Here is a 25,782-nt window from a genome sequence, read left to right on the forward strand (position 1 = left end):
TTGTAGGCCGGATACGGCGTTATGCCGCCATCCGGCATTGATCCTTTACGCCGTCCGACGCACAAACTCTTTTACTTTAAAGCCCAGTACGGCGAGTGCTGCGAAGTAAGCGGCAATACCTGCCACCACGACCGCCATCAGACGCAGCAGACGCCACAACATCGTTCCCTGCGACCAATCCGGCATGATGTAGAGCATCCCAACCAGCACCGCAGACATCACCAGCACGGAAATCACCAGACGCGCCAGGAACCAGCTCCAGCCCGGTTGTGGGGTAAAGATTTTCTGTTTCCGCAGTTGCCAGTACAGCAGTGAAGCGTTCAGACATGCCGCCAGACCAATCGACAGCGACAATCCGGCATGCTTTAACGGCCCGATAAACGCCAGGTTCATCACCTGGGTCATAATCAGCGTCACAATGGCAATCTTCACTGGCGTTTTAATATCCTGGCGCGAGTAAAAGCCCGGAGCCAACACTTTCACCACGATCAAGCCAATCAAACCTACCGAGTACGCCACCAGCGCACGCTGGGTCATCGCGGCATCAAAGGCGGTAAATTTACCGTACTGGAACAGAGACACCGTCAGCGGTTTGGCCAGAATACCCAACGCTACGGCACTCGGTAATGCCAACAGGAAACACAAGCGCAGGCCCCAGTCCATCAGGCGACAATATTCATCATGATTACCGCTGGAAAAGCTTTTGGACAGCGATGGCAGCAGGATAGTCCCCAGCGCCACGCCCAGAACACCGGACGGAAACTCCATCAAACGGTCGGCATAATACATCCATGAAACTGAGCCAGAGGCCAGAAACGAGGCGAAAATCGTATTGATGATCAGTGAAATCTGGCTGACCGATACCCCAAGGATCGCCGGGCCCATTTGCTTGACGACACGCATCGCCCCCGCATCACGGAAGTTCACGCGCGGCAGCACCAGCATGCCAATTTTCTTCAAGTGCGGAAGCTGATAAATCAGCTGTAGCACGCCGCCAACCGTAACGGCCCACGCCAGCGCCAGCACCGGCGGGTTAAAATAGGGTGCCGCAAATAGCGCGAAGCCGATCATGCTGATATTCAGAAAGGTCGGGGCAAACGCAGGAATGGAAAAGCGGTTCCAGGTATTAAGGATCGCACCAACCAGTGAGGCCAGTGAAATCAGTAGAATATAGGGAAAAGTGATCCGCAGCAGTTGAGTGGTCAGCGCAAATTTATCCGCTGTGTCGGCAAATCCCGGCGCGGTGACTAATATCACCCATGGCGCAGCCAACATCCCGGCTACCGTCACCACGGCCAGCGCCAGCGTCAACAGTCCGGAAACGTAGGCAACAAACACGCGGGTAGCATCTTCCCCCTGCTTGCTTTTGTACTCAGCAAGAATCGGCACAAATGCCTGCGAAAATGCGCCTTCGGCAAAAATTCGGCGCAACAGGTTAGGAAGTTTGAATGCCACAAAAAAGGCATCTGTCGCCATCCCTGCACCAAAGATTCTGGCGACAATCGCATCACGCGCAAAACCCAGCACACGTGAAAACATCGTCATCGAGCTGACGGCTGCCAGCGACTTTAATAAATTCATCTATGTTGTATTCCAGACTCTGAGGCAAAACCCCGACAAACCTGCCCGTAGGTCGGATAAGGCATTCTCGCCGCCATCCGACACTTTTGCTGTGCCTGATGGCGACACCCTGGCACCTTATCAGGCCGACAAACCAGCCTATGGTTGAAAAGAGGTGTTATTTTGAGTGGGCATATAGTACCTGGATTACAATGAATTACTACCGCCAGATGTTACAGGGGGTTATTCAGCCATCGCCTCCCGCCACAGCTTTTCAACAACACGCTGGGCCAGTAGCGCCTGCTCGCCTGCCGTCTGGGGAACCGTCTGATTTTGCACGCACTCAATGAAATGACGCGCACATCCGGCAAAACCACGCTGTTCTAAGGTCGTTTGCCAGCCCGCTATCGGCTTATGAACAACACCTTGCCCACGCTCTTCCCGCCATTCCCGCATATCAGTGACGTCAATCAGGCCGCCGTCCGTCACCGCCTGCACGCTCTCGCGCTGGCTACCGGCACGGCGATGCATACTGGTCGTTATCTGCATTTGACCGACAGAAAAATGATGCTCGGCGTAGAGCATCGCACCAGATTCATTGGTCAGCAGCGTGCCGTTATTTAACTGCGCCTGCCCTCCCGCCAGCCACAAAGCGGTATCGACCACGTGCAGATAGTCGTCCAGCAGAGTGAAGCGCAGATCGTGCGGCCCAACGCTATCCGTACGGTGCTTATCCATACGTACAGACGCTGCGGTGCTCAACTGGGTTTTGAGATCCTGGTACAGCGGTGCAAATCGACGGTTAAACCCGACCATCAGCGTGAGTTTTTTCCGCGCGGCCAGCTCGACCAGTTGCTCAGCCTCGTGCAGGTTTTCCGCCAGCGGTTTATCCACACACACGTGAACTCCGGCATTCAGCAATTCACTGACTACCGCATAGTGCGTCGCGGTACTGGAGTGGACGAAAACCGCGTCGCAGGTTTGCGCCAGATTCTTCAATGAATCCACGTAGGGTATTCGCCAGGTGTCACAGATACGCTGTGCTTTATCGCGTGAAGGTGAAAAGGCGCCTTGCAGCGTCCAGTCCGCGGAGGTGCCTAGCACGGGTAGCCAGGCCTTTTGCGCAATACCGCCCAGGCCGACTACGCCGATACGTAATTTATTCACGTTAGTCTCCCAGGTGCGCCAGCAAGGAATCAAGTCGCTGCTTAAGCTCTGCGACTTCCGTTTCCAGCGCTTCCACGCGCGCCTGCAGATCACCGGAGGCTACAGGGAGTTCATCTGCCGCGGCAATGGCTTCATCAACCTCACCACAAAACAGGTGCATATAGCGACTTTCACGTTTGCCCGGCTCACGCGCCAGGCGGATCACATAAGGCCCATCTTCCCGGTTCGCCAGATTTTCCAGCGTCGACTCCACTTCGGCCATATCGCTGAATTCGTACATACGGGATGCGCGGCTACGCAGTTCACCAGGCGTCTGAGCGCCCCGCAGCAGCAGTGTGGTGATTATGGCCACCTCTGCGGCACTAAGCTTCAGATTGCCAAATTCAGAGTTGCAGAAACGCTGCTCATATTTCGTGACGCGATTGCCAAAACCGCTCACCGTGCGCAGAAAATGTCGCTTAACCAGGTTATCCAACTGCTCCTGCACGTCCGATTCCGACAGGTTCATCACCGGTTCACGATTCGTTTTTTGATTGCAGGCTGTTACGACTCCATTAACGGAGAGTGGGTACTGTTCCGGCGTGGTCACTTGTTTTTCTAATAAACAGCCAATCACTCGTGCTTCGGTGGCGGTTAATTCGTATTTCATCGTCTTCTCCATTAATCATGGCTGCATCTGAAACTTAGCGGCCGGGGGTCCATTCTGATGTGGTCAACGCCGTCAGCACGTGATCGCGCCACTGCCCGTCAATCAGCAGGTAGTCTTTGGCATACCCTTCTTTTTCAAAACCCAGTCGCGCCAGCAGGTCACCGCTGCGCTTATTATGTGGCATGTAGTTAGCCATAATGCGGTGAATATGCTGCGTGCGCTGCATATAACGGATGGCCGAGGTTAAGGCTTCATACATTAGCCCCTGCCCCTGCCATTTCTGCGCAATGGAGTAGCCGAGATAACAGGCATGGAAGGATCCCCGCACCACGTTTGAGAAGTTCGCAACGCCGATAATCTCTTTTTCGTCCGGATCGAGCAGCGCAAAATAATAGGCGGTGCCCTGTTTATGAAACTCAGAGATCATGCTCAGACGCGCCTGCCAGCCGGACGGATAGCAGTGGCTTTCATCGCGAATAGGTTCCCAGGGTTTTAAGAAATGACGATTTTCTGCGTAATAATCTGCCAGACGCCAGGCATCACGCTCATGCACTAAACGCACGACCAGGCGGTCGGTGGTTAAGCGCACTTTTGGCACGTTACTGCGATAGCCAAACATTCTATACCTACTCCTTCCCGTAACGTCTTCAATACGCTATTCGCATTACTATACCTGTGCGAATACGCCCTGTGAAAAGAGCAAAATGCCATTTTTTGAATTATTCACACATTTTGATGAAAACTCTCTATCAAGACGGACTTTTGATAAAAAAATATTGTCCCGCGAAGGGTGGGAAAAGCGATGACGACACCGCAGAATAGGAGGTGCTTATCTTTTAAACTCTATCCAGAGTGACGAGTTTTTCCCTGGAGGGGAAATGTCGCAAGTCTCGCAGGCAAGGAACCTGGGTAAATACTTCCTTCTCATCGATAATATGCTGGTCGTGCTGGGTTTCTTCGTCGTTTTCCCGCTGATCTCAATTCGTTTCGTCGACCAAATGGGCTGGGCCGCCGTGATGGTCGGTATTGCACTAGGATTACGTCAATTTATCCAGCAGGGGTTGGGTATTTTCGGCGGTGCTATTGCGGACCGTTTCGGTGCAAAACCGATGATCGTCACCGGCATGCTGATGCGCGCTGCCGGGTTCGCCACCATGGGCATTGCCCATGAGCCGTGGCTGCTGTGGTTTTCCTGCTTTCTCTCCGGACTGGGCGGTACACTATTCGACCCACCCCGTTCGGCGCTGGTGGTTAAACTGATCCGCCCGGAAAAGCGCGGGCGCTTTTTCTCTATTCTGATGATGCAGGATAGCGCCGGGGCCGTGGTTGGCGCGTTGCTTGGCAGTTGGTTATTGCAATACGATTTCCGTCTTGTCTGTGCCACCGGCGCAATTTTGTTCGTTCTGTGCGCGGCGTTTAACGCCTGGCTGCTCCCGGCATGGAAGCTGTCGACGGTGAAAATTCCAGTGCGCGAAGGGATGAGCCACGTGATGCATGACAAGCGCTTTGTCACCTATGTGCTGACGCTGGCGGGCTATTACATGCTGGCGGTACAGGTGATGCTGATGCTGCCAATCATGGTGAACGACATCGCAGGTTCACCGGCCGCCGTGAAATGGATGTATGCCATCGAGGCGTGCCTCTCCTTGACGCTGCTCTACCCAATTGCCCGCTGGAGTGAAAAACGTTTTCGCCTTGAACATCGTCTGATGGCCGGTCTGCTGGTGATGTCTCTGAGCATGATGCCGATCGGTCTGGTGGGGAATTTGCAGCAGTTGTTCACCCTGATCTGTACGTTCTATATTGGCTCGATCATCGCCGAACCCGCGCGTGAAACCCTTAGCGCCTCACTGGCGAATGCACGTGCCCGAGGAAGCTATATGGGCTTCAGTCGACTGGGGCTCGCTATCGGTGGCGCAATTGGATATATCGGCGGCGGCTGGCTGTTTGACATGGGCAAGGCCCTGGCACAGCCTGAGTTACCCTGGATGATGCTCGGTATTATCGGCCTCATCACCTTCCTGGCGCTGGGCTGGCAATTCAGTCTCAAACGCCCAACGAGAGGCATGCTGGAGCCAGACACCTGATAGCCGAACCTGCTTCCGGGCGCTTTTCAGTTTTTTCTGCTGGCGTCCGGGGCGCTGGTACTCGATGATGCTTTGTGTCACGATTACGCCACATGCATCATGTTGAGGAACCCCATGAAAAAGTTTTTTTTTGCCGCTGCACTGATTGTCAGCGGCCTGTTGGTTGGTTGTAATCAACTCACGCAATACACGGTTAGCGAGCAAGAAATTAATCAGGCCCTGGCAAAGCATAATAACTTTTCTAAAGATATCGGCTTGCCCGGCGTTGCTGAAGCACACATCGTACTAAATAATCTCGCCAGTCAGATTGGCCGTGAAGAACCCAATAAAGTGACGCTGACCGGTGATGCCAACCTGGACATGAATTCCCTGTTTGGCAGCCAAAAAGCGACCATGAAGCTGAAGTTAAAAGCCTTACCGGTATTCAACAAAGAGAAAGGCGCAATTTATCTGCAAGAGATGGAAGTCGTGGATGCGACCGTTACACCAGAAAAAATGCAGTCGGTACTGCAAACGCTGATGCCTTATTTAAACCAGTCGCTGCGTAACTATTTCAACCAGCAGCCAGCCTACATTCTGCAGGATGACAGTAGCCAGGGTGAAGCACTGGCGAAAAAACTGGCGAAGGGAATTGAGGTGAAACCGGGGGAAATCATCATCCCGTTCACCGACTAATAAAACTGAGGGCGCCGATGCGCCCTTTTTTTTCGTGCAAACGAAAACGTTTCCGCTTATCCTTTGTTTCCGGCAAAAAAGACTATCCTCAGCCGGAGCATATTAATGACTGCACCATCCCAGGTTTTAAAGATCCGCCGCCCAGACGACTGGCATCTTCACTTTCGCGATGGCGACATGTTAAAAACTGTCGTGCCCTACACCAGTGAAATTTATGGTCGCGCCATTGTCATGCCGAACCTGGCACCGCCCGTCACCACGGTTGACGCGGCTATCGCTTATCGCCAGCGCATTCTTGACGCGGTACCTGCTGGACACGACTTCACACCATTAATGACCTGCTACTTAACGGATACGCTGGATCCCAACGAGCTGGAACGTGGATTTAACGAAGGCGTATTCACCGCAGCAAAACTCTATCCGGCCAATGCCACCACCAACTCGACGCATGGCGTAACCTCTATTGACGCCATCATGCCGGTGCTGGAGAGGATGGAAAAATTGGGTATGCCGCTGCTGGTGCACGGCGAAGTGACGCATGCAGATATCGATATTTTCGATCGCGAAGCGCGCTTTATTGAAACGGTGATGGAACCGCTGCGCCAGCGTTTGACCTCGCTGAAAGTAGTGTTCGAGCATATCACTACCAAAGATGCTGCCGAATACGTGCGCGACGGTAACGAGCTTCTGGCAGCGACTATTACGCCACAGCACCTGATGTTTAACCGCAACCACATGCTGGTTGGCGGGATTCGTCCTCACCTGTACTGCCTGCCGATCCTCAAACGTAACGTCCACCAACAGGCGCTGCGTGAACTGGTTGCCAGCGGGTTTACGCGCGCCTTCCTCGGTACCGACTCAGCGCCGCACGCACGTCATCGCAAAGAGTCAAGCTGTGGCTGTGCTGGATGCTTTAATGCACCGACCGCACTAGGCAGCTATGCCACCGTGTTTGAAGAGATGAATGCGCTGGACCATTTCGAAGCCTTCTGCTCACTCAACGGCCCACAGTTCTATGGTTTGCCGGTAAATGAGACCTTTATTGAGCTGGAACGCGTGGAGCACCTGGTTCCTGAGAGCATAGCGTTGGAAGACGATACGCTGGTGCCTTTCCTGGGTGGCGAAACGGTACGCTGGTCAGTAAAAAGCTAAAAAAAGTGTAGCCAACCGATTCGAATAACTGTATAAATAAACAGTATATTCCACAGGGGGCTACTATGCGTATTGAAGTCACTATTGCCAAAACTTCACCTTTACCTGCCGGTGCAATTGACGCACTGGCAGGTGAACTCTCCCGCCGTATTCAGCACCATTTTCCGGATAACGAAGGTAACGTTACCGTCCGTTATGCCGGCGCAAACAATCTGTCGGTTATTGGCGCGACCAAAGAGGACAAAGAGCGCATCAGCGAGATCCTACAGGAAACCTGGGAAAGCGCGGATGACTGGTTCATCAACGAATAAATAATGATATGCAGTGATGTTTGTTTGCCGGGTCGCCCCGGCTTTTTTATACACGCTATCTTGTAATCAATCGCGCATTTCTTCTGACGAGCATTTAATTTAATATTAACCCACCGATTATCTTTTAACCAAAACAACAAAATAATTGTGCAACATACTAAAAAAAAATGAATAACATGTCGGTTTCTTAGTCAGATAACGCTGAAAACAAAAAATTTATGCTCTTCCCTCTTTAAATTTTCAATGAATACCCTTATTTATTGATATACTGAAGTTGCTTCAGAAAAAAACGCATTGAACCTCGAAAACCGTTGTCTAGTAACACGAATTAGGGGGCATGATGGAAAAGAATAATGAAGTCATTCAGACTCATCCGCTTGTAGGGTGGGACATCAGCACTGTTGATAGCTACGATGCGCTGATGCTGCGTTTGCACTACCAAACCCCGAACCGCCCTGACCCGGATGGGACTGAAGTTGGTCAAACGCTCTGGTTAACCACTGATGTTGCCAGGCAATTTATTTCGATATTAGAAGCAGGAATCGCCAAAATTGAATCTGGCGATTACCAGGTAAATGAGTATCAGCGACATTAAACCTGATACATCCAACCATCAAAAGGCACCTTAGCGGTGCCTTTCTTATTTCCAGGTTGAATATTCCAGGTCAGTTATTTACCCTTCTACTATCGCGATTGCAGAGAGAAGCGGATGAAATACGACTTAATCATTATTGGCAGCGGTTCGGTAGGCGCCGCAGCTGGATACTATGCCACTCGTGCCGGTCTGAAGGTTCTGATGATCGATGCGCATATGCCACCACATCAACAGGGCAGCCACCACGGCGATACTCGATTAATTCGTCATGCTTATGGCGAAGGCGAAAAATACGTTCCGCTGGTGCTACGTGCGCAAACATTGTGGGATGAACTATCCACCCATAATGAAGAACCGATTTTTGTTCGCTCCGGAGTTATCAACCTCGGTCCGGCAGAGTCAACCTTCTTAGCAACTGCAGCGCAAAGCGCAAAACAGTGGCAACTTAACGTTGAACAATTAGATGCAGCGGCCATCATGGCTCGCTGGCCGGAAATTCGCGTACCTGACAACTATATCGGTCTGTTTGAAGCGGAGTCCGGTTTTTTACGCAGTGAGTTAGCAATTAAAACCTGGATCCGTCTGGCGGAAGAAGCAGGCTGTGCGCAACTGTTTAAATGCCCGGTCAGCGCAATTCATCACGGTGATGATGGCATCACGGTAGAAACGGTTGACGGTGACTACCACGCGAAGAAAGCAGTGATCAGCGCCGGTACCTGGGTGCAGGCTTTAGTCCCTGAACTACCGATACAACCTGTGCGCAAAGTGTTCGCCTGGTATCAGGCCGATGGGCGCTACAGCGTTAAGAATAACTTCCCGGCCTTCACCGGCGAACTGCCAAATGGCGATCAATACTACGGTTTCCCGGCTGAAAACGACGAGCTGAAAATTGGTAAGCACAATGGAGGACAGGTAATTCACTCTGCAGAAGAGCGTAAGCCATTTGCCGCTGTAGCCAGCGACGGTTCTGAAGCCTTCCCATTCCTGCGCACAATTCTGCCTGGCATTGGCTGTTGCCTGCACGGCGCATCCTGCACTTACGATAATTCACCAGATGAAGACTTTATAATTGATACTCTGCCGGAACATGACAACACGCTGATCATTACCGGACTGAGCGGACATGGCTTTAAGTTTGCCTCTGTACTGGGAGAGATTGCGGCAGACTTCGCTCAGGACAAACCGTCTGACTTTGACCTGACCCCCTTCAGGCTAAGCCGTTTTAAGTGATAATAAATGAATGGCCTCGTTGGTGAGGCCATTTTTAATGACAGGAATAACGTCAATGCGCCGTATCTTTCACTATCTGGTTAATAATATTCGCGAGCATCTTATGCTCTACATTATTTTATGGTCACTGCTGGCCATTATGGATGTAATATATATTATGTTTTTCTGATTCCTGCGCGCTGACATTAATTGACAAAAATTGAGATTAGCTTAATTTTCATTGCAATAAACTGAATAATAACAAAAACCACAACACCCCATAGACTAAGCCCCGCCACATATTTTCGCACTAATCCCTTGATGATTACCTCAACAATCAGTCAACTTTATTGAACAAAAAATAAATATCATCACTATTGTTATTTATTAGTTGCATTAATGTCTTTTACACGCCATTTTCATTCACTTCTGAAATATCAATCGGTGTGCTTATGCAATTCAATAATACTCCACAGCGCTATGGCGTAGTGTCAGCCACATTACATTGGCTGGTTGCGATTGCTGTATATGGCATGTTTGCGTTGGGGTTATGGATGGTCACGCTCAGCTATTACGACGGCTGGTATCACCAGGCTCCCGAACTGCATAAAAGCATCGGCATCCTACTCATGATGGGACTGGTTATCCGCGTTGTCTGGCGGTTGTTCTCCCCTCCGCCTGCTGCGTTGGCAAGCTACTCCCGTTTGACCCGTATCGCAGCGGCACTGGGTCACCTCGCACTTTATTTGCTGCTCTTTTCGATTGTCATCAGTGGATATCTGATTTCCACCGCAGATGGCAAAGCGATAAGCGTCTTTGGCTGGTTTGACATTCCTGCCACCCTGGCCAATGCGGGTACCCAGGCCGACCTCGCCGGTAGCTTGCACCTGTGGCTTGCGTGGACCGTGGTGATTTTATCCCTACTACACGGACTGATGGCCCTGAAACATCACTTTATTGATAACGACGATACCCTCAATCGCATGTTGGGAAAATCGTCATCTGACTATGGAGCTTAAAATGAAAAAAAACCTGCTGGGACTTACACTCGCTTCTCTGTTATTCACCACCGGGTCGGCCGTGGCGGCAGATTACAAAATTGACAAGGAAGGACAGCATGCCTTTGTTAATTTCCGTATTCAGCATCTGGGTTACAGCTGGCTGTACGGCACTTTCAAAGATTTCGACGGTACGTTTACCTTTGATGAGAAAAATCCTGCAGCCGATAAGGTTAACGTAACCATCAACACCAACAGCGTTGACACTAATCACGCCGAACGCGACAAGCATCTGCGCAGTGCAGATTTCCTTAACGTGGCAAAATTCCCGCAGGCTACCTTCAGCTCCACCAGCGTGAAAAAAGAGGGGAATGACCTGGATATCACCGGTAATTTGACCCTGAACGGCGTTACTAAACCGGTTACGCTGGACGCGAAGCTCATCGGTCAGGGTGGCGATCCCTGGGGCGGTACGCGCGCTGGTTTTGAAGCGCAAGGTAAGATTAAGCTGAAGGATTTCAACATCACCACCGATCTCGGACCTGCATCGCAGGAAGTCGATTTGATCATCTCAGTGGAAGGTGTTCAGCAGAAGTAACGCATGAATTACCGGATGAGGTTCTGCCCCTCATCCGGCATCATGTTATTGCGCAGGGTCTGGAATACCCAGTTTGGTATTCAGGTGACCGCGTGATTTATTGAAGATTTTATTGCCATTTTCACGTCCCGCACGACGACGCCGTTGTTCCTCTTCCGGCAACTCACTCTCTTCGCTACACAGCTCGCTACAGCAGCCTTTATATTTCTGCGCACAAGCCGGGCACTGAATAAACAACAGATGGCAGCCATCATTTTTGCAATTAGTATGGCTATCGCACGCCGTGCCGCACTGATGGCAATGCGCGATAACATCTTCAGAGATCCTTTCGCCCATACGCTCATCAAAGACAAAGTTTTTACCGACAAAACGTACCGGAAGTCCCTGTTCACGCGCCTTGCGGGCATACTCAATAATACCGCCCTCAATGTGCCAGACTCTGCTAAATCCATTGTGTTTCATCCAGGCGCTGGCTTTCTCACAGCGGATCCCACCCGTGCAGTACATCACGATTTTTTTATCTTTATGCGCCTGCATCATTTCAACAGCTTTCGGCAACTGGTCGCGGAACGTGTCTGCCGGGATCTCCAGCGCATTCTCGAAATGACCCACCTCATATTCATAGTGATTGCGCATATCAATGAATACCGCTTCAGGATCGTCCAGCATGGCGTTCACTTCTGCTGCCTTGAGATAATCCCCCACGTTGCTGGCGTCAAAGTCTGGATCGTCAATACCATCCGCCACGATACGTTCGCGGACTTTCATACGCAGTACCCAGAACGATTTACCGTCATCATCCAGCGCTATATTCAGACGTAAATCCTTCAATGCAGCATCAAACGCATAGAGCTGCTGGCGAAATGCCTCGACGTTGCTTTGCGGTACGCTGATTTGCGCGTTAATTCCTTCATGGGCAAGATATACTCGCCCGAAGACGTTCAATGCGGTGAACATCTGGTACAGCGCATCACGCGTGTGCTGAGGATTGGCAATGGTGAAATATTTATAGAATGAGATCGTCGTGCGCGGCTCGGTCTCGGCCAGCATTTTGGCTTTGAGGGCGTCGTTCGAAATGCGGTTGTGTAACACTGGCATGGTGTACGTATCCTGCAAATAAGGAATAAATGAAAATCGGCGGCATAATAAAGCAAACATCGCCAATTTACATCCACACATTTTACGCTACATTTCATACTTCACGATAAAATCGCAACAACAATTGCGGAATTAATCACCGTTCTCCCGTCACAAATTTTTGATACGCGCGAAAAAATGCGACAATACAGGGAATTGGTCGTTTGAAGACAGGATAGACATGACGAATTTACCCAAGTTTTCGGCTGCGTTACTGCATCCACGTTATTGGTTAACCTGGCTGGGTATTGGCATCCTTTGGTTAATCGTGCAGTTACCGTACCCCATCCTCTTTAAGTTGGGCTGTGCGTTAGGTCGACTGGCGCTACGTTTGATGAAACGTCGGGCAAAAATTGTTTCCCGAAATCTGGAACTGTGCTTCCCGCAGATGAGTGAGCAGGAACGCCAGCAGATGGTCGTCAAGAACTTCGAATCCGTAGGCATGGGCGTAATGGAAACCGGGATGGCCTGGTTTTGGTCCGATAAGCGTATTTCGCGCTGGACGGAAGTGATCGGAATGGAACATATCCGTGACGTTCAGGCGCAAAAACGCGGGATTCTGTTAGTGGGTCTGCACTTTCTGACTCTGGAACTGGGTGCGCGCCAGTTTGGCTTGCAGGAGCCGGGTATTGGTGTGTATCGCCCTAACGACAATCCGCTGCTGGACTGGCTACAAACCTGGGGCCGCATGCGCTCGAATAAATCAATGCTCGATCGTAAAGACCTGAAAGGGATGATTAAAGCCTTGAAAAAGGGCGAAGTGGTCTGGTACGCGCCGGATCATGATTACGGCCCTCGCGCCAGCGTGTTTGTACCACTTTTTGCCGTTGAACAAGCCGCAACAACCTCAGGGACCTGGATGCTTTCGCGCATGTCCAATGCCTGCCTGGTACCGTTTGTTCCCCGCCGCAAACCTGACGGTAAAGGGTATCAATTGATTATGTTGCCTCCAGAATGCTCACCACCGTTGGACGACGCAGAAACCACAGCCGCGTGGATGAACAAAATTGTTGAGCAATGCATAATGATGGCGCCAGAGCAGTATATGTGGCTGCATCGTCGCTTCAAGACGCGTCCTGAAGGCTCCCCTTCTCTGTACTGACGCAGTGTTGCAGTCCAGTGGGCTGCAACACCCTCCCAACCCGTTTTAGGTTTAACTGCTATCCACATTGCAGCAACTATCAACCAGGCGCATAATTAGCCCGCTTACTTATATTCAATCGATAGCGCAAACAGCGCATCACACTGCGGATCGCTATGTCACCCTCAGATGCCCCCATAAACTGGAAACGCAACCTCACCGTTGCCTGGTTAGGTTGTTTTTTAACCGGAGCAGCATTTAGCCTGGTCATGCCCTTTTTGCCTCTTTACGTCGAGAGTCTCGGCGTCACGGGTCATAGCGCCCTGAATATGTGGTCAGGCCTGGTCTTCAGCATCACCTTTCTCTTTTCAGCCATTGCCTCTCCTTTCTGGGGTGGCCTTGCCGATCGCAAAGGACGAAAAATCATGCTGCTGCGTTCCGCGTTGGGCATGGCAATTGTGATGCTGCTGATGGGACTGGCGCAAAATATCTGGCAGTTCTTAATCCTGCGCGCCTTGTTAGGGCTGCTTGGTGGATTCATCCCCAATGCGAATGCACTGATCGCTACCCAGGTTCCACGCAATAAAAGCGGCTGGGCACTGGGAACGCTTTCAACCGGTGGCGTTAGTGGCGCACTGCTCGGGCCGCTAGCGGGCGGGCTGCTCGCGGATCAGTACGGATTACGCCCTGTATTTTTCATCACCGCCAGCGTGCTGCTGGTCTGCTTCATCCTGACGCTATTTTTTATCCGCGAGCGTTTCCAGCCGGTGAGCAAGAAGGAGATGCTGCACATTCGTGAAGTCGTGGCCTCTTTAAAGAACCCCAAACTGGTGCTGAGCCTGTTTATCACCACTATGATCATTCAGGTAGCCACCGGTTCTATCGCGCCAATACTGACCCTGTACGTTCGAGAGTTGGCTGGCAACGTCAGCAATATTGCGTTTATCAGTGGGATGATAGCCTCTGTCCCCGGCGTTGCGGCATTAATCAGCGCCCCGAAACTTGGCAAATTAGGCGATCGAATTGGCCCGGAGAAGATCCTGATCGTCGCGCTGATCGTTTCTGTGTTACTGCTTATTCCAATGTCATTTGTCCATACGCCTTGGCAGCTTGGTGTTCTGCGCTTTTTATTGGGTGCGGCCGACGGCGCTCTGCTCCCGGCGGTACAAACGCTGCTGGTTTACAACTCGACCAATCAAATAGCTGGACGTATTTTCAGTTATAATCAGTCATTTCGCGATATCGGTAACGTAACAGGACCTCTAATGGGGGCAGCGATATCCGCCAACTACGGTTTTCGTGCCGTTTTCTGTGTGACCGCGGGCGTCGTACTGTTTAACGCCCTGTACTCGTGGAATAGCCTGCGCCGTCGTCGGAGTACAGAGGTCGTGGGATGATTTGTGTATTTGTATTCGCCGGTTCGGAATAATAAACTTATCTTACACGGCGTATATTTCAACCTTAATGATAATAGTAACACACCTTATTTCTGCCAGAATTTTTGGCTTCATACAATGCGGCATCGGCGTATGAAACAACTTTATCCACTGATTCATCATCAATTTTACTGCAATATACACCGATACTTATCGTCATTTTTTCTTTTAACTCATACGAATTTGGTATTGTCGTAGCATTCTCTACATTTCGCCTAATTCGCTCTGCAACAACAATTGCCTCATCTTTATCGTTACACTTAAGAAGGATCGCAAATTCTTCGCCGCCTACTCTGGCAAAAATATCCGTATCTCTGATTGATTTATTGACAATATCGACAATGCTGATTATCACTCTGTCACCTTCCTGATGACCGTAAGTATCATTAATCCGTTTGAATTTATCAATATCCAGAACCATTACACATACTGTGCCTTTTGCTAATGATAATTTTAATGACTTATAGAATAGTTTACGATTATATATTTTAGTCATTGCGTCTTTAATAGCTGAATCCGTTTCTTTTTTTAAGATGATGAAGGTGTTGTACATCAGTATTGAGATTATACACAGGGCACTTATCACCTCAATCCCCCGGCTTACATACCAAATATACATGCTATATTCATCCAGGCTCAGAAGTAGTACATTGGTCAATATTGCTGAGCAACACAGTAGCCCTATACTTTTCCACAAGATGTTATGCGTTCTGGTTTTAATGATTAAATACAACAGGACCAGTCCCCAGGATACAATAAGCGAATAAATGTACCCAATATGCCAGTGCACGGTGACATTATCAGGCTTCAGGCTTGTGATCTCGAGTGTAAAATTAGGGTTGTAACTGACCAGAGCGTGCGCCACCACCGCGATAACAAGCATGATTAAAAAAGACAGAACGATATAGCAAGGTTCTCTTTCTTTGGTTTCAATAACTGTCGAGGATACTTTATAAGATTTTAATGAAACAAATAGCAGAGCAATGAAACTAATCTGCCGAAAGTAATAGAATATGGCTATATCGTTAGTTCTTTTTTCGATTGAGGCATAATCATTAATCAAGTCCTGAACGATGTAGATAGTCTCGATGAAAAATATGTTATTCCCAAGAAACGCCATACCTAATATCATAAGGCAGGTGAGATCTTTTCTACAAAGATACTGGAATAACATAAACAGGAAGATTATCCCATATAAAAAGAATAACCCTACAATTATAATCAGATATACTGTTTGCGGCACACTTTGTATCGTTAATTTAAATTGTGTAAGACACACTCCACCAAGAACATAGCTAGCCAAACAGATTATATAGAAAGCCATTAACCTTCTATTATTTGAATTGCCGTTATCCATAACAACCTTAAGGGCTCTCTTAATTTTGCATTTTATATAATAAAGCATAAGATTTTGCAAACTATTATATCTGCACAGATTCAATGACACTAATTCATTTCTTATTTAATGGTTTCTTATAGATTTATAACCTTTGTCATTAATAACATTTTATTATGTATACTATTTTAGTATCACTCACACCATTCACAGCCCCCATACACAAAAGATACTTTGTCACCACCAGAGACACCACTATGTTTAGCCACTTTCATTGATTGCACCTGCGACACTTCCGTATTGGGCATTAATTTTCTTCTTTGTTTTTATTAAGTTATGAAATATTACGTCATAAGCGATCGGATTCCCTCTCTAAAACACATAAAAAATAACGTTCAACCCTGAAGATTTCCTTATATAACGTCATTTTTTAATTTTTTGATTTTCATTACTACATTGCAAATCACATACATTACTATTTTTTCTTGAATTTTTTTCCTGATATTACGTCGGCTTCAGTATCTGCCAATGTAAATTTTTCATAAACAACCGAAGTTACTTTCCCCCAGTCTCGTAGGCATTGCAGGCAGTAATCATCTGATTGAATGAACCATGCAGCTAATGGGTTTGACGCTCTGCGGATCGCCGTCTATAGATTGAATCATCCCCCTTTATTGTTCGCCTTAGGAGAAGAAATATGGCAAAGAATGACATGAATTTTTATGCCACGTTGGAAGAGGCTATTGATGCAGCTCGTGAAGTGTTTCTGGCTGATAACCCTGACCTTGAGTCAGACGACGCCAGCGTTCAACAGCTAAGCGTCCAAAAATACGTGCTACAGGATGGCGACATTATGTGGCAGGCGGAATTCTTTGCTGACGAGGATGATGTAGATGGTGAATGTCTTCCAATCCTGAGCGGGGAAGCGGCCCAGAGCGTTTTTGATGGCGACTATGATGAAATTGAAATCCGCCAGGAGTGGCAGGAAGAAAATACGCTTCACGAATGGGATGAAGGTGAATTCCAGCTGGAACCTCCCCTTGATACTGAAGAGGGACAGACCGCAGCCGATGAATGGGATGAGCGATAATTACTCGTAAGGTCCATGATGTATGTCGAGCGGCAGCAGCAACGTATCAAACACTAGCGAAAATGGCAGATCGAGGATAGTGACGTAGCGCCATGCGGAGTCCCTAACATCCCATTGAACGCCAGGATAGTATTGGTTTCCGTGTCCTTGCCCTGGGATGGTACGACTAATAATGCTGCCGCATCCGCTCAGGAAGAAGATCATTATTCCTACAGCCAATATTCGCACCTGCTACCTCACGACTCATTCTATTCAATATAAAAAAATACCGGCACCAGGCCGGTATTTTCACGTTACAGAACGCTTATTTTTTCCTGAGCGCCAGCGGGTTCAGTGTCAGTCCCTGATAGTAGTTCACCCACGAAGAATACTTATCAGGTGAATTCCAGACACGGTAATGTAAACGCGCCATGGTCACCGGATCGCTCAACAACACCAGGCGGCGATCGCGATTCAGTTTCTCCGGCGTTTCGTTCAGTGCCTGTTCCACATGACGATCGCGTGCAATCTCCAGCACGTTGCTGGCGCGGTGGCGTGCAGTCGCCATGGCCGTGGCCAGTGCGTTAAACGACGGATTAAACACCGCATGCATAAAGCCATCGTCCAGCGTACGTTTACGGTTCATCACCAGATAGGTATCGGTATCCACCAGCACCTGCGGCGGAGAATACTCTTCCGGGATCAGGAACAGCTTCCAGCGCTTGGTACGTAACCCCACCGTGGAACGGCTGGAAATCACGGAAACAAACGGTGACAGGATCAGCGAGAAGACAATCGGTGCCAGCCAGAACAGGAAACGCAGATCCAGCCAGGCCATACCCACAGCCCACACCAGCCCCAGCAGTAACTGAGAACCGTGACGCATAAACGCTTCACCCCACGGGGTCGAATCGTCATCACGCTGCGGTGAATTCCACACAACTTCCCAACCGAGGAAAGCGCTTACAACGAAGACGGTGTGGAACAGCATACGCACCGGCGCCAGCAGCACGGAGAACAGAACCTCCAGCAGCAGCGACAGCGTAACGCGGATAAACCCGCCGTACTCTTTCGTCCCTTTACACCAGATGAGCAAGATACTCAGCAGCTTCGGCAGGAACAGCAGCACCATCGTTGAAGCAAACAGCGCGATCGCCAGTTCAGGTCGCCATTGCGGCCATACCGGGAACAGCTGACGCGGTTGCAGGAAGTACTGCGGCTCCGTCAACGCATGCACCACCTGCAATGCGGTAGAGAGCGCGAGGAACATAAACCAAAGCGGCGCAGACAGATAGGACATTACACCGGTCAGGAATACCGCACGGTGAACCGGGTGCATCCCTTTCACCAGGAACAAACGGAAGTTCATCAGGTTGCCGTGGCACCAGCGGCGGTCACGCTTGAGTTCATCCAGCAGGTTCGGCGGCAGCTCTTCATAAGAGCCCGGCAGATCGTAGGCAATCCACACGCCCCAGCCAGCCCGACGCATCAATGCCGCTTCCACGAAGTCATGGGAGAGGATCGATCCCGCAAACGAGCCTTCGCCCGGTAACGGCGCGAGCGCACAGTGCTCGATAAATGGCTTCACGCGGATAATTGCGTTGTGGCCCCAGTAGTGTGATTCCCCTAACTGCCAGAAGTGAAGCCCGGCGGTAAACAGCGGTCCATAAACACGGGTCGCAAACTGCTGGCAGCGCGCATACAGCGTATCCATACCGGAAGCCTTCGGTGAAGACTGGATAATCCCGGCATTCGGATTCGCTTCCATCAGACGCACCAGGCCGCTCAGACAGTCACCGCTCATCACTGAGTCAGCGTCCAGCACCACCATGTAGCTGTACTGATTTCCCCAGCGACGACAGAAGTCATCAATGTTGCCGCTTTTACGCTTCACGCGACGACGACGACGGCGGTAGAAGATCTGCCCTTCGCCCTGCACTTCGGCAATCAGCTCCATCCACGCTTTTTGTTCTGCCACGCAGATATCAGGGTTGTAGCTGTCGCTCAGGATATAAACATCGAAATGTTCGGCGTTGCCCGTTGCTTTGACCGATTCCCACGTAGCGCGCAGTCCCGCAAATACGCGATCAACGTCTTCGTTACAAATAGGCATAATCAGCGCGGTACGGTGTTCGGGATTCAGCGGTTCGTCCCCAACCGTTGAGGCCGAGATACTGTACTTATCTCGTCCAATCAACAGTTGCAAGAAGCCCATCAGCGCAGTCCAGAATCCCGCAGACACCCAACAGAAAAGCACAGCAAACAAAATAAGAATGCCGGTCTGGAGCATGTAGGGCAGCAATTGCATAAAGGAGACCCATAAATCCTGCCCCATCATGTCTACCGGATTAATAAATGCCCACCCCTGATACGGGAGGATCGTCTTCATATACCAGGTTGCTACGACCGTTTGCGCCAGCGTTAGAATCAACAGCGTATAGCGGCGGATGGTGCCTACGGTACGCCATTTTTGCTCGCTTTCTTGCTCTTCTTTCGTCAAACGCGAAAGATAACGCGGCGTCACATCGCGCCCACGCAAGCGATCCCAAAAACGACCAACCGGGTTGGTACGCCAGGGATCGGGGAACATAGAGGTACGCGTTGCTTTTGGCATCGCCTGCAGCTGATCGCGGCCCTCATCGTCCTTAACCAACTGCTCTTTAGCCAAAGAATCCGGCCATGCTTGCTCAAGGCGAGCTTTCACAGAACCCTGCGGTGAATCATCTTCGCGCGAGTAAGTACGATGCTCGGCATCCAACGCCTGATGAACGGCGCGGATGTCAGTTTTCGGCAGTGCCGCTTTCTCGATATCCGAAAGCGGCATTGCGTCAATATACTCAGTTGTCTTATTCATTGGCAGGTAACTGGTAGCTCCAGGTTTCACTCAGCGTCTGATCGGCATTGACCAAGGCAGCACGCATTTCAGTGGTTTTCTTCACGTCTTTCACTTTCACGCGCAGCATCAAACGCCAACCTTTAGATACCGGGTTATAGCGCACAGTGCTTTCAACGATTTCACCGTTGTCGCCAATACTGGTTTGTGCGGTAACCGGGGTATCCTGCGGCAGCTTTTTCATATCTGTGCCGGTAAAGTCCACCACAAACGCGATGGTACCGTCAGGCTGACGAATCAGGTTGGACTGTTTTACATCACCGGTAGAACGACGAGTCTGCTGTACCCAGGCGCTTTCCGGCGCATGAAGCTTGTCCTCATCACGCGTGAACGTCAAAGTGTACTTGAAGTTCATCTCTTTGCCCGCTTCAGGCAGTTGATCCGGCGTCCAGTACGCAACGATGTTATCGTTCGTTTCATCGTTAGTTGGGATTTCAACTAACTCAATCTTACCTTTACCCCAGTCACCTTTTGGCGTGATCCAGGCGCTTGGGCGCAGATCGTAACGATCGTCGATATCTTCAAAACGCGAGAACTGACGGCCACGCTGCAACAGTCCGAATCCTTGCGGGTTTTCCATAGCGAAGCTGCTCACCGCGAGATGTTTCGGGTTATTCAGCGGACGCCAAATCCACTCCCCATTGCCCGCGTGGATAGACAAACCGTTAGAATCATGCAGTTCCGGACGATAGTTTGTCGCCGGAGACGGCTGGTTCGGTCCAAACAGGAACATACTGGTTAACGGTGCCACACCCAGTTTGCCCACTTTGTCGCGCAGGTATACTTTGGACTGAACATCCACGACCGTGTCACGACCTGGAATAATGACAAAACGATACGCTCCGGTTGCACGCGGAGAATCCAACAAAGCATAAATGGTTAAACGTTTATCAGTCGGTTTCGGACGTTCGATCCAAAACTCACGGAAGCGGGGAAATTCTTCACCAGAAGGCAGAGCGGTATCAATCGCGAGGCCACGCGCTGACAGGCCGTAGACCTGACCTGCACCCAGAACGCGAAAATAGCTGGCACCGAGCATGCTGACGATTTCATCGTTTTTATCTTTGCTGTTGATCGGATACAGCACTTTGAACCCGGCGAAGCCGAGATCTTTTACCGTGTCTTTATCATGCTGAACATCGCCAAAATTAAAATAATCCGGGCTGTATTTGATTCTTTTCACCGCCGTGGCGGTAACTTCGTTGATTTTGACCGGCGTGTCGAAGTACATACCCTGGTGGTAGAACTCGAGCTTAAATGGGGTCTTGAGATTGCTCCAGTACGCTTTATCGCGATTGAACTGGATCTGTTGATAATCCGCATATTTCATGTCGCGGAAAACGGAGGGCAAGTTACTTTTTGGCGCCTCATAGCCTTTCCCGGCTAAGGATTGAGCTTGTTTTGCAACATCATCAATACTGAACGCCCAGCTCGATGATGTGTACAGCGTTAACATGACTGCTGCACCCAACCAACGCATTTTCATCATTTGTAGTTTATGTTTCATAATTAGTAAGCACTTCCCCCTTTGTGTGCTTATATTGATCCGATCCATTTTAATGGATAATCGGGTACTCCGACAACTGAATCCCTGTATTGTTCGCGCGCTGGCTCATGGTTTAAGCAGGTTCATCTGCCTGTTTTCACTTTGCGTGCTTATCCTGGAGACAGGTTGTTGGACTTCGTGTAGGGTTGCCCTCGAATGTAACCATTATTCGTCTTAGGGATAAGACGAAAAGTCTGAGAATACGTAACTGTCTATGAGCTCTGTATCACCACCACGTGAATATTTTCTTGACTCCATCCGTGCCTGGCTAATGTTGTTAGGGATCCCATTCCATATTTCATTGATCTACTCCACCCACACCTGGCACGTGAACAGCGCAGAACCGTCTTGGTGGTTAACCCTTTTTAACGACTTTATCCATGCATTTCGCATGCAGGTCTTCTTTGTCATTTCAGGTTATTTTTCCTACATGCTTTTTTTGCGCTATCCGTTAAAACGCTGGTGGAAGGTGCGTGTAGAACGCGTGGGGATCCCCATGCTGACCGCGATTCCGCTGCTTACGCTGCCGCAATTTATCATGCTGCAATACGTGAAAGGGAAAGCAGACAGCTGGCATACCCTCAGCGGCTATGACAAATACAATGCGCTGGCCTGGGAGCTGATTTCCCATCTGTGGTTTTTACTGGTTCTGGTGGTGTTAACGACCCTGAGCATGTGGGTGTTTACCCAGATGAAAAACAGACTATCGCGTGGAGACGGTACCCCTGCATCGGGGGTGTCAATGACCAAATTAACGCTGATTTTTATATTGTTGGGTGTCGGCTATGCCGCCGTCAGAAGAACGATTTTCATCCTCTACCCTTCGATTCTCAGCGATGGCATGTTTAATTTTATCGTTATGCAAACGTTGTTCTATGTGCCTTTCTTTATGCTCGGTGCGCTGGCGTTTATCAATCCGAATCTGAAAGCACTGTTTACCACGCCATCGCGCGGCTGCACGTTAGGCGCCGCATTCGCATTTGTCGCATACCTGCTCAATCAGCGTTACGGCAACGGCGATGCCTGGATGTATGAAACCGAATATGTCATTACCATGGTCATGGGGCTATGGATGGTGAACGTTGTCTTCTCGCTTGGCCACCGTTTACTGAATTTCCAGTCGGCTCGCGTGACCTATTTTGTCAACGCGTCGCTGTTCATCTATTTGGTGCACCACCCGCTAACGCTGTTTTTTGGCGCGTATATCACACCGCACATCAAGTCGAACCTGCTGGGTTTTCTCTGCGGTCTGCTTTTTGTGGTTGGAATTGCGGTCATTCTGTACGAAATCCATTTACGGATCCCTGTGCTGAAGTTTCTCTTTTCGGGTAAACCGCCCATTAAGCAGGATAAAAACAAGGCGGTTGCCGGTTAGTTTTCTTGCATTGAATGGTTCAGAGCAACCATTCAATGGGCAGCACAGATGCAAGCCTCACCAGAACCCGCTTCCAGAATCCTGTAGCGGGTTCTTTTTTCAGTACCTGTTCGCTGCCAGAAAGCCGATCAACCCAGTTGATTCTGCCCCAACGGTCAAGACGTAGTTGCCAGGCCATGTCACGCTGGCTTTGCATAAAACGTTTATGAATCAACTCAGCCAGTACTTCACTCTCAATCACAAACCCCATTTCCGTATTGAGCAACGTTGAACGGGGATCAAAATTAAGCGATCCTATAAACACTTTACGACCGTCAATACTGAAGGTTTTCGCATGCAGGCTGGAGCCTGAATTACCGGTTAATCCCCGGTCGTGTACTGCTGAAACGCGATCGCGGGTTGGTTTGAGCTCGTATAACTCCACGCCGTAGCGCAGGAGTTTTTTTCGCCAACGCGCATAGCCTGCGTGAACAACCGCGACATCATTCGCCGCCAGAGAATTAGTTAAAATTGCGATCTTAACGCCTTTTCTCACCAGTCTCAGGAGCTGCGCCACACCGGCGCGAGTTGGTACAAAGTAGGCGGAAATAATATCAATACGCTCGGTGGGAGATCCCATCACGTCAAACAAACGCTGCGGTAATAGTGAGTGGCGCGGCGCTTTCCCCTCTCCTTTTGCAGGATCATCACTCAGCAAGCGCGTTTTCGCCCAAATTAGCGGCAGCGACCTCTGATCGAGATGGGTCATAAACTGGCTGGTTTCCAGCTTATGTAGATAGCGACGCGTGATGTCATCATTATACCAGGATTCGGGAAGTTCGATTTTTTGCGTAGAAGCTGGTTCAGCCACCTCAAGTACGTTTTGCAATGTTGAAACCGAGCGGCTGTGCCAGTAACGCTCAAAGTCGTCTGCAACATCCTGGACAACCGGTCCAATAGCCATAACGTCCAGATCGGAAAACAGTGGTTGTTCGCCTGCGCCAAAATAGGCATCGCCTATATTTCGCCCCCCCACAAGAGTTACGACGCCGTCAGCGGTATAACTTTTGTTGTGCATACGTCGATTCAACCGGGCAAAATCGGTTAAATAGCCCAGGGCACGCAGGATGCGAAAGGAAAAGGGATTAAACAGGCGGACTTCAATATTAGGGTGATTGTCCAGCAAACGCAGCGTGTCATCCAGACCTGGCGTGTTGTTATCATCCAGCAACAAACGCACCCGGACGCCCCGCTTCGCTGCGGCCAGCAAAACGGAAAATAACAATAGCCCGGACATGTCGCTTTCCCAGATGTAATACTGAACATCCAGGGTACGTTCCGCCATTTCTGTCAACCGATAGCGAGCAGCAAACGCATCCAGGCTGTCATCCAACGTCAGAATGCCGCATTCTCCCGGGTGGTTTACGCATAGCGGCGTGATGGCACGCTCAAGTCGCGTCATATCAGTCCGTGCGTTCATCGCCTTGTTGGGTAAGTAATCTCTTGTATAGTCGAGCGTTTTCTTCATCAAAGCACACGAAGTATATTTGATCAGGTAGCGTACGTCGGGTGATAAATTTCAACACCGTTTTCACCGCGATCTCTGCCGCTGCAGCACGTGGGTAACCATAAGCTCCGGTGCTTATAGCTGGAAAAGCAATGGATTGATAACCATTGGCTAAGGCCAGTTGTAATGTATTTAAATAGGCCTCTTCAAGTCGTTCAGCCTCGTGGTGATCACCGCCTTGCCAGACGGGTCCTACGGTGTGAATAACTGCTTTTGCCGGAAGCGCGCCAGCCAGCGTGATAACGGCATGCCCGGTCGGGCATTCTCCCTGTTGTTGTATAACCTGTTTGCAGGCCTCCAACAACGCAGGCCCGGCAGCACGATGAATCGCGCCATCGACTCCACCTCCTCCCAGTAACGAGGAGTTGGCCGCATTGACGATCACATCTACCGCGATCGTCGTAATGTCGCCCTGTAACACATGAACACGCGATTGCATAAGTTCCCCCTGACAAAACACTCTCCGTTAAGTGTACAGCAGGGTTTTCCTTGAAATCTCACTTTTTAGCCATAAGCGTGCATACCTACGCCAGAATGATTCATTTATATTCAATATTCAGAATAGCCATGCTTTTCTGTTCATTGAGGTAATGCATTTTCACCGTGGCAATTTGTTGCACACTCTGAGGCGCTGTCGTGACCTGTTGCAGGTCGTAGAGACTATTACTCATCGTGCCATCACGCATACATGACAATTCAATCTGTTGTTGTCGAGTGTTAACGTCGCAAGGTGCTTCAACTATTGCACCACGAAAATGAATTACCCCGCCGGGTAAGATTTGCGTCGCCATTGCGGGGAGGGTTAAAAGAGAAAAAGCCCACAAACCGGTATTTAAAATACGCTTTAATAATGTACACATAAGGGTTCCTCAATGATTAATCATCCTTGAGGGATCGCAATGATCCTTCACCGCTGCGAGTTACGATCAAATAAAACGTTTGTTCGTTTCTATATTCATAGAACAGCACTGCACTCCCAGCCACACCCTTAATGCAAATCCGGCAAAAAATTATGGGTGACTGTTTGAGTCAGGCCATTGTTGCGACAGATGCAGAGACTGCCCGTCAGAAACGGTAACGATAATTTTGACCGAATCCTCCGGTGAAATATTAAAGCTCATTTTTGTTAATTCAATTGGCCGATTAGCAGGGACCGAAAGGCTTGTTTTCTGCTGTGACTGACTTTGTCCGCCCTTTCCTTTACGTACGGCAAGGACTTGCACTTCACATACGCACGGTTGAGCTAATGTCACCTGAGGAATAATGGTGTACATGTCACCTTGCTGAGTTGTATTGAATGTTATTTGATTTGCCAACGCGGCAATGAGTAATAGCGTGTGCATAATATTCTCCCGAAAAAAA

The 25,782-nt window shown here is 49.7% G+C and carries 26 protein-coding genes; 13 read left to right on the plus strand and 13 right to left on the minus strand.

What is annotated here, in order from left to right; all coding sequences use genetic code 11:
• Window positions 1–45 precede the first annotated feature (45 nt).
• The 4 genes from murJ to rimJ all read right to left on the minus strand — a co-directional run bounded on the left by murJ (window position 46) and on the right by rimJ (window position 3,995).
• On the minus strand, window positions 46–1,581 hold the full coding sequence (murJ, locus tag GHC22_RS14475; RefSeq protein ID WP_003832150.1) for a murein biosynthesis integral membrane protein MurJ: 1,536 nt from the start codon (window positions 1,579–1,581) through the stop codon (window positions 46–48).
• A gap of 222 nt (window positions 1,582–1,803) precedes the next feature.
• Window positions 1,804–2,727 (minus strand): Gfo/Idh/MocA family protein, encoded by a 924-nt coding sequence (locus tag GHC22_RS14480; RefSeq protein WP_153753357.1) that lies wholly within the window; start codon window positions 2,725–2,727, stop codon window positions 1,804–1,806.
• A gap of 1 nt (window position 2,728) precedes the next feature.
• The gene (locus GHC22_RS14485; protein ID WP_153753359.1) at window positions 2,729–3,376 is read right to left on the minus strand and encodes a YceH family protein; all 648 of its coding nucleotides are present in this window, start codon (window positions 3,374–3,376) and stop codon (window positions 2,729–2,731) included.
• A 34-nt stretch (window positions 3,377–3,410) separates the two neighbouring features.
• A complete protein-coding gene (gene rimJ / locus GHC22_RS14490) occupies window positions 3,411–3,995 on the minus strand; it encodes a ribosomal protein S5-alanine N-acetyltransferase (RefSeq protein WP_003832145.1) in 585 nt (194 codons plus the stop codon).
• A 259-nt stretch (window positions 3,996–4,254) separates the two neighbouring features.
• Here rimJ and mdtH point away from each other — a divergent pair, with 259 nt between their 5' ends.
• The 9 genes from mdtH to GHC22_RS14535 all read left to right on the plus strand — a co-directional run bounded on the left by mdtH (window position 4,255) and on the right by GHC22_RS14535 (window position 11,001).
• Window positions 4,255–5,463: a multidrug efflux MFS transporter MdtH gene (gene mdtH, locus GHC22_RS14495; RefSeq protein ID WP_153753361.1), complete on the plus strand. Its 1,209-nt coding sequence runs from the start codon at window positions 4,255–4,257 to the stop codon at window positions 5,461–5,463.
• Between the two features lie 114 nt (window positions 5,464–5,577).
• Window positions 5,578–6,138 carry a lipoprotein gene (locus tag GHC22_RS14500; RefSeq protein WP_020996498.1) on the plus strand — a complete coding sequence of 187 codons (561 nt, stop codon included), beginning with the start codon at window positions 5,578–5,580 and terminating at the stop codon, window positions 6,136–6,138.
• Between the two features lie 105 nt (window positions 6,139–6,243).
• The gene (gene pyrC, locus GHC22_RS14505) at window positions 6,244–7,290 is read left to right on the plus strand and encodes a dihydroorotase (RefSeq protein ID WP_032942952.1); all 1,047 of its coding nucleotides are present in this window, start codon (window positions 6,244–6,246) and stop codon (window positions 7,288–7,290) included.
• A 65-nt stretch (window positions 7,291–7,355) separates the two neighbouring features.
• Window positions 7,356–7,601, plus strand: a complete 246-nt coding sequence (gene dinI, locus GHC22_RS14510; protein ID WP_003036157.1) for a DNA damage-inducible protein I — start codon at window positions 7,356–7,358, stop codon at window positions 7,599–7,601.
• Window positions 7,602–7,941: 340 nt separating this feature from the next.
• Window positions 7,942–8,196, plus strand: coding sequence for a biofilm formation regulator BssS (bssS, locus tag GHC22_RS14515; protein WP_003036154.1), 255 nt, complete (start codon window positions 7,942–7,944; stop codon window positions 8,194–8,196).
• Between the two features lie 114 nt (window positions 8,197–8,310).
• Window positions 8,311–9,426, plus strand: coding sequence for an N-methyl-L-tryptophan oxidase (solA, locus tag GHC22_RS14520; RefSeq protein ID WP_137378162.1), 1,116 nt, complete (start codon window positions 8,311–8,313; stop codon window positions 9,424–9,426).
• Window positions 9,427–9,481: 55 nt separating this feature from the next.
• Window positions 9,482–9,595, plus strand: a complete 114-nt coding sequence (locus tag GHC22_RS14525; RefSeq protein ID WP_003036148.1) for a YceO family protein — start codon at window positions 9,482–9,484, stop codon at window positions 9,593–9,595.
• Between the two features lie 262 nt (window positions 9,596–9,857).
• A complete protein-coding gene (locus tag GHC22_RS14530) occupies window positions 9,858–10,424 on the plus strand; it encodes a cytochrome b (protein WP_153753363.1) in 567 nt (188 codons plus the stop codon).
• Window position 10,425: 1 nt separating this feature from the next.
• Entirely contained in the window at window positions 10,426–11,001 is a 576-nt protein-coding gene (locus GHC22_RS14535) for a YceI family protein (protein ID WP_003832130.1), read from the plus strand.
• A gap of 45 nt (window positions 11,002–11,046) precedes the next feature.
• Here the strand turns inward: GHC22_RS14535 and GHC22_RS14540 are convergent, their stop codons facing one another.
• Window positions 11,047–12,099 carry a rhodanese-related sulfurtransferase gene (locus tag GHC22_RS14540; protein WP_125363403.1) on the minus strand — a complete coding sequence of 351 codons (1,053 nt, stop codon included), beginning with the start codon at window positions 12,097–12,099 and terminating at the stop codon, window positions 11,047–11,049.
• Between the two features lie 220 nt (window positions 12,100–12,319).
• On the opposite strand from GHC22_RS14540, the gene GHC22_RS14545 reads away from it, so the two are divergent.
• Both GHC22_RS14545 and mdtG read left to right on the plus strand, forming a co-directional pair.
• Entirely contained in the window at window positions 12,320–13,240 is a 921-nt protein-coding gene (locus GHC22_RS14545) for a Kdo(2)-lipid IV(A) acyltransferase (protein ID WP_003036136.1), read from the plus strand.
• Window positions 13,241–13,395: 155 nt separating this feature from the next.
• Entirely contained in the window at window positions 13,396–14,616 is a 1,221-nt protein-coding gene (gene mdtG, locus GHC22_RS14550; RefSeq protein ID WP_153753364.1) for a multidrug efflux MFS transporter MdtG, read from the plus strand.
• Between the two features lie 64 nt (window positions 14,617–14,680).
• Here the strand turns inward: mdtG and GHC22_RS14555 are convergent, their stop codons facing one another.
• Entirely contained in the window at window positions 14,681–16,012 is a 1,332-nt protein-coding gene (locus GHC22_RS14555; RefSeq protein ID WP_153753365.1) for a sensor domain-containing diguanylate cyclase, read from the minus strand.
• A gap of 691 nt (window positions 16,013–16,703) precedes the next feature.
• On the opposite strand from GHC22_RS14555, the gene GHC22_RS14560 reads away from it, so the two are divergent.
• Window positions 16,704–17,081 carry a MysB family protein gene (locus GHC22_RS14560; RefSeq protein WP_008784346.1) on the plus strand — a complete coding sequence of 126 codons (378 nt, stop codon included), beginning with the start codon at window positions 16,704–16,706 and terminating at the stop codon, window positions 17,079–17,081.
• Here the strand turns inward: GHC22_RS14560 and GHC22_RS14565 are convergent, their stop codons facing one another.
• The 3 genes from GHC22_RS14565 to mdoG all read right to left on the minus strand — a co-directional run bounded on the left by GHC22_RS14565 (window position 17,082) and on the right by mdoG (window position 21,442).
• Complete coding sequence (locus GHC22_RS14565) at window positions 17,082–17,285, minus strand: YceK/YidQ family lipoprotein (RefSeq protein WP_003036125.1); 204 nt, start codon at window positions 17,283–17,285, stop codon at window positions 17,082–17,084.
• A gap of 100 nt (window positions 17,286–17,385) precedes the next feature.
• Window positions 17,386–19,914: a glucans biosynthesis glucosyltransferase MdoH gene (gene mdoH / locus GHC22_RS14570; RefSeq protein ID WP_032941800.1), complete on the minus strand. Its 2,529-nt coding sequence runs from the start codon at window positions 19,912–19,914 to the stop codon at window positions 17,386–17,388.
• The gene (gene mdoG, locus GHC22_RS14575; RefSeq protein ID WP_103014639.1) at window positions 19,907–21,442 is read right to left on the minus strand and encodes a glucans biosynthesis protein MdoG; all 1,536 of its coding nucleotides are present in this window, start codon (window positions 21,440–21,442) and stop codon (window positions 19,907–19,909) included. The genes mdoH and mdoG overlap by 8 nt, the downstream gene beginning before the upstream one ends.
• Window positions 21,443–21,713: 271 nt before the next feature.
• Here mdoG and mdoC point away from each other — a divergent pair, with 271 nt between their 5' ends.
• Window positions 21,714–22,874 (plus strand): glucans biosynthesis protein MdoC, encoded by a 1,161-nt coding sequence (gene mdoC / locus GHC22_RS14580; protein WP_032942947.1) that lies wholly within the window; start codon window positions 21,714–21,716, stop codon window positions 22,872–22,874.
• A 19-nt stretch (window positions 22,875–22,893) separates the two neighbouring features.
• Here the strand turns inward: mdoC and GHC22_RS14585 are convergent, their stop codons facing one another.
• The 4 genes from GHC22_RS14585 to csgC all read right to left on the minus strand — a co-directional run bounded on the left by GHC22_RS14585 (window position 22,894) and on the right by csgC (window position 25,763).
• Window positions 22,894–24,384, minus strand: coding sequence for a phospholipase D family protein (locus tag GHC22_RS14585; RefSeq protein ID WP_370458776.1), 1,491 nt, complete (start codon window positions 24,382–24,384; stop codon window positions 22,894–22,896).
• Window positions 24,317–24,859 carry an O-acetyl-ADP-ribose deacetylase gene (gene ymdB, locus GHC22_RS14590; RefSeq protein ID WP_003832103.1) on the minus strand — a complete coding sequence of 181 codons (543 nt, stop codon included), beginning with the start codon at window positions 24,857–24,859 and terminating at the stop codon, window positions 24,317–24,319. The genes GHC22_RS14585 and ymdB overlap by 68 nt, the downstream gene beginning before the upstream one ends.
• A gap of 100 nt (window positions 24,860–24,959) precedes the next feature.
• On the minus strand, window positions 24,960–25,280 hold the full coding sequence (locus tag GHC22_RS14595; protein ID WP_100272659.1) for a type 1 fimbrial protein: 321 nt from the start codon (window positions 25,278–25,280) through the stop codon (window positions 24,960–24,962).
• A gap of 150 nt (window positions 25,281–25,430) precedes the next feature.
• Window positions 25,431–25,763 (minus strand): curli assembly chaperone CsgC, encoded by a 333-nt coding sequence (gene csgC, locus GHC22_RS14600; RefSeq protein WP_020996502.1) that lies wholly within the window; start codon window positions 25,761–25,763, stop codon window positions 25,431–25,433.
• Window positions 25,764–25,782: the final 19 nt, after the last annotated feature.

Source organism: Citrobacter sp. H12-3-2 (assembly GCF_009649895.1).
Classification (GTDB): Bacteria; Pseudomonadota; Gammaproteobacteria; order Enterobacterales; family Enterobacteriaceae; genus Citrobacter; species Citrobacter portucalensis.

Excerpts from the sequence above, each read along its gene's own strand:
- csgC (WP_020996502.1), bottom strand. The coding sequence starts at position 25,763 with ATGCACACGCTATTACTCATTGCCGCGTTGGCAAATCAAATAACATTC.
- mdoH (WP_032941800.1), bottom strand. The coding sequence starts at position 19,914 with ATGAATAAGACAACTGAGTATATTGACGCAATGCCGCTTTCGGATATC.
- GHC22_RS14535 (WP_003832130.1), top strand. The coding sequence starts at position 10,426 with ATGAAAAAAAACCTGCTGGGACTTACACTCGCTTCTCTGTTATTCACC.
- GHC22_RS14560 (WP_008784346.1), top strand. The coding sequence starts at position 16,704 with ATGAATTTTTATGCCACGTTGGAAGAGGCTATTGATGCAGCTCGTGAA.
- GHC22_RS14540 (WP_125363403.1), bottom strand. The coding sequence starts at position 12,099 with ATGCCAGTGTTACACAACCGCATTTCGAACGACGCCCTCAAAGCCAAA.
- solA (WP_137378162.1), top strand. The coding sequence starts at position 8,311 with ATGAAATACGACTTAATCATTATTGGCAGCGGTTCGGTAGGCGCCGCA.
- pyrC (WP_032942952.1), top strand. The coding sequence starts at position 6,244 with ATGACTGCACCATCCCAGGTTTTAAAGATCCGCCGCCCAGACGACTGG.
- GHC22_RS14525 (WP_003036148.1), top strand. The coding sequence starts at position 9,482 with ATGCGCCGTATCTTTCACTATCTGGTTAATAATATTCGCGAGCATCTT.
- GHC22_RS14565 (WP_003036125.1), bottom strand. The coding sequence starts at position 17,285 with ATGATCTTCTTCCTGAGCGGATGCGGCAGCATTATTAGTCGTACCATC.
- murJ (WP_003832150.1), bottom strand. The coding sequence starts at position 1,581 with ATGAATTTATTAAAGTCGCTGGCAGCCGTCAGCTCGATGACGATGTTT.
- mdoC (WP_032942947.1), top strand. The coding sequence starts at position 21,714 with ATGAGCTCTGTATCACCACCACGTGAATATTTTCTTGACTCCATCCGT.
- GHC22_RS14545 (WP_003036136.1), top strand. The coding sequence starts at position 12,320 with ATGACGAATTTACCCAAGTTTTCGGCTGCGTTACTGCATCCACGTTAT.
- dinI (WP_003036157.1), top strand. The coding sequence starts at position 7,356 with ATGCGTATTGAAGTCACTATTGCCAAAACTTCACCTTTACCTGCCGGT.
- GHC22_RS14555 (WP_153753365.1), bottom strand. The coding sequence starts at position 16,012 with ATGGATAACGGCAATTCAAATAATAGAAGGTTAATGGCTTTCTATATA.
- rimJ (WP_003832145.1), bottom strand. The coding sequence starts at position 3,995 with ATGTTTGGCTATCGCAGTAACGTGCCAAAAGTGCGCTTAACCACCGAC.
- GHC22_RS14530 (WP_153753363.1), top strand. The coding sequence starts at position 9,858 with ATGCAATTCAATAATACTCCACAGCGCTATGGCGTAGTGTCAGCCACA.
- ymdB (WP_003832103.1), bottom strand. The coding sequence starts at position 24,859 with ATGCAATCGCGTGTTCATGTGTTACAGGGCGACATTACGACGATCGCG.
- GHC22_RS14485 (WP_153753359.1), bottom strand. The coding sequence starts at position 3,376 with ATGAAATACGAATTAACCGCCACCGAAGCACGAGTGATTGGCTGTTTA.
- mdtH (WP_153753361.1), top strand. The coding sequence starts at position 4,255 with ATGTCGCAAGTCTCGCAGGCAAGGAACCTGGGTAAATACTTCCTTCTC.
- mdoG (WP_103014639.1), bottom strand. The coding sequence starts at position 21,442 with ATGATGAAAATGCGTTGGTTGGGTGCAGCAGTCATGTTAACGCTGTAC.
- mdtG (WP_153753364.1), top strand. The coding sequence starts at position 13,396 with ATGTCACCCTCAGATGCCCCCATAAACTGGAAACGCAACCTCACCGTT.
- GHC22_RS14595 (WP_100272659.1), bottom strand. The coding sequence starts at position 25,280 with ATGTGTACATTATTAAAGCGTATTTTAAATACCGGTTTGTGGGCTTTT.
- GHC22_RS14500 (WP_020996498.1), top strand. The coding sequence starts at position 5,578 with ATGAAAAAGTTTTTTTTTGCCGCTGCACTGATTGTCAGCGGCCTGTTG.
- bssS (WP_003036154.1), top strand. The coding sequence starts at position 7,942 with ATGGAAAAGAATAATGAAGTCATTCAGACTCATCCGCTTGTAGGGTGG.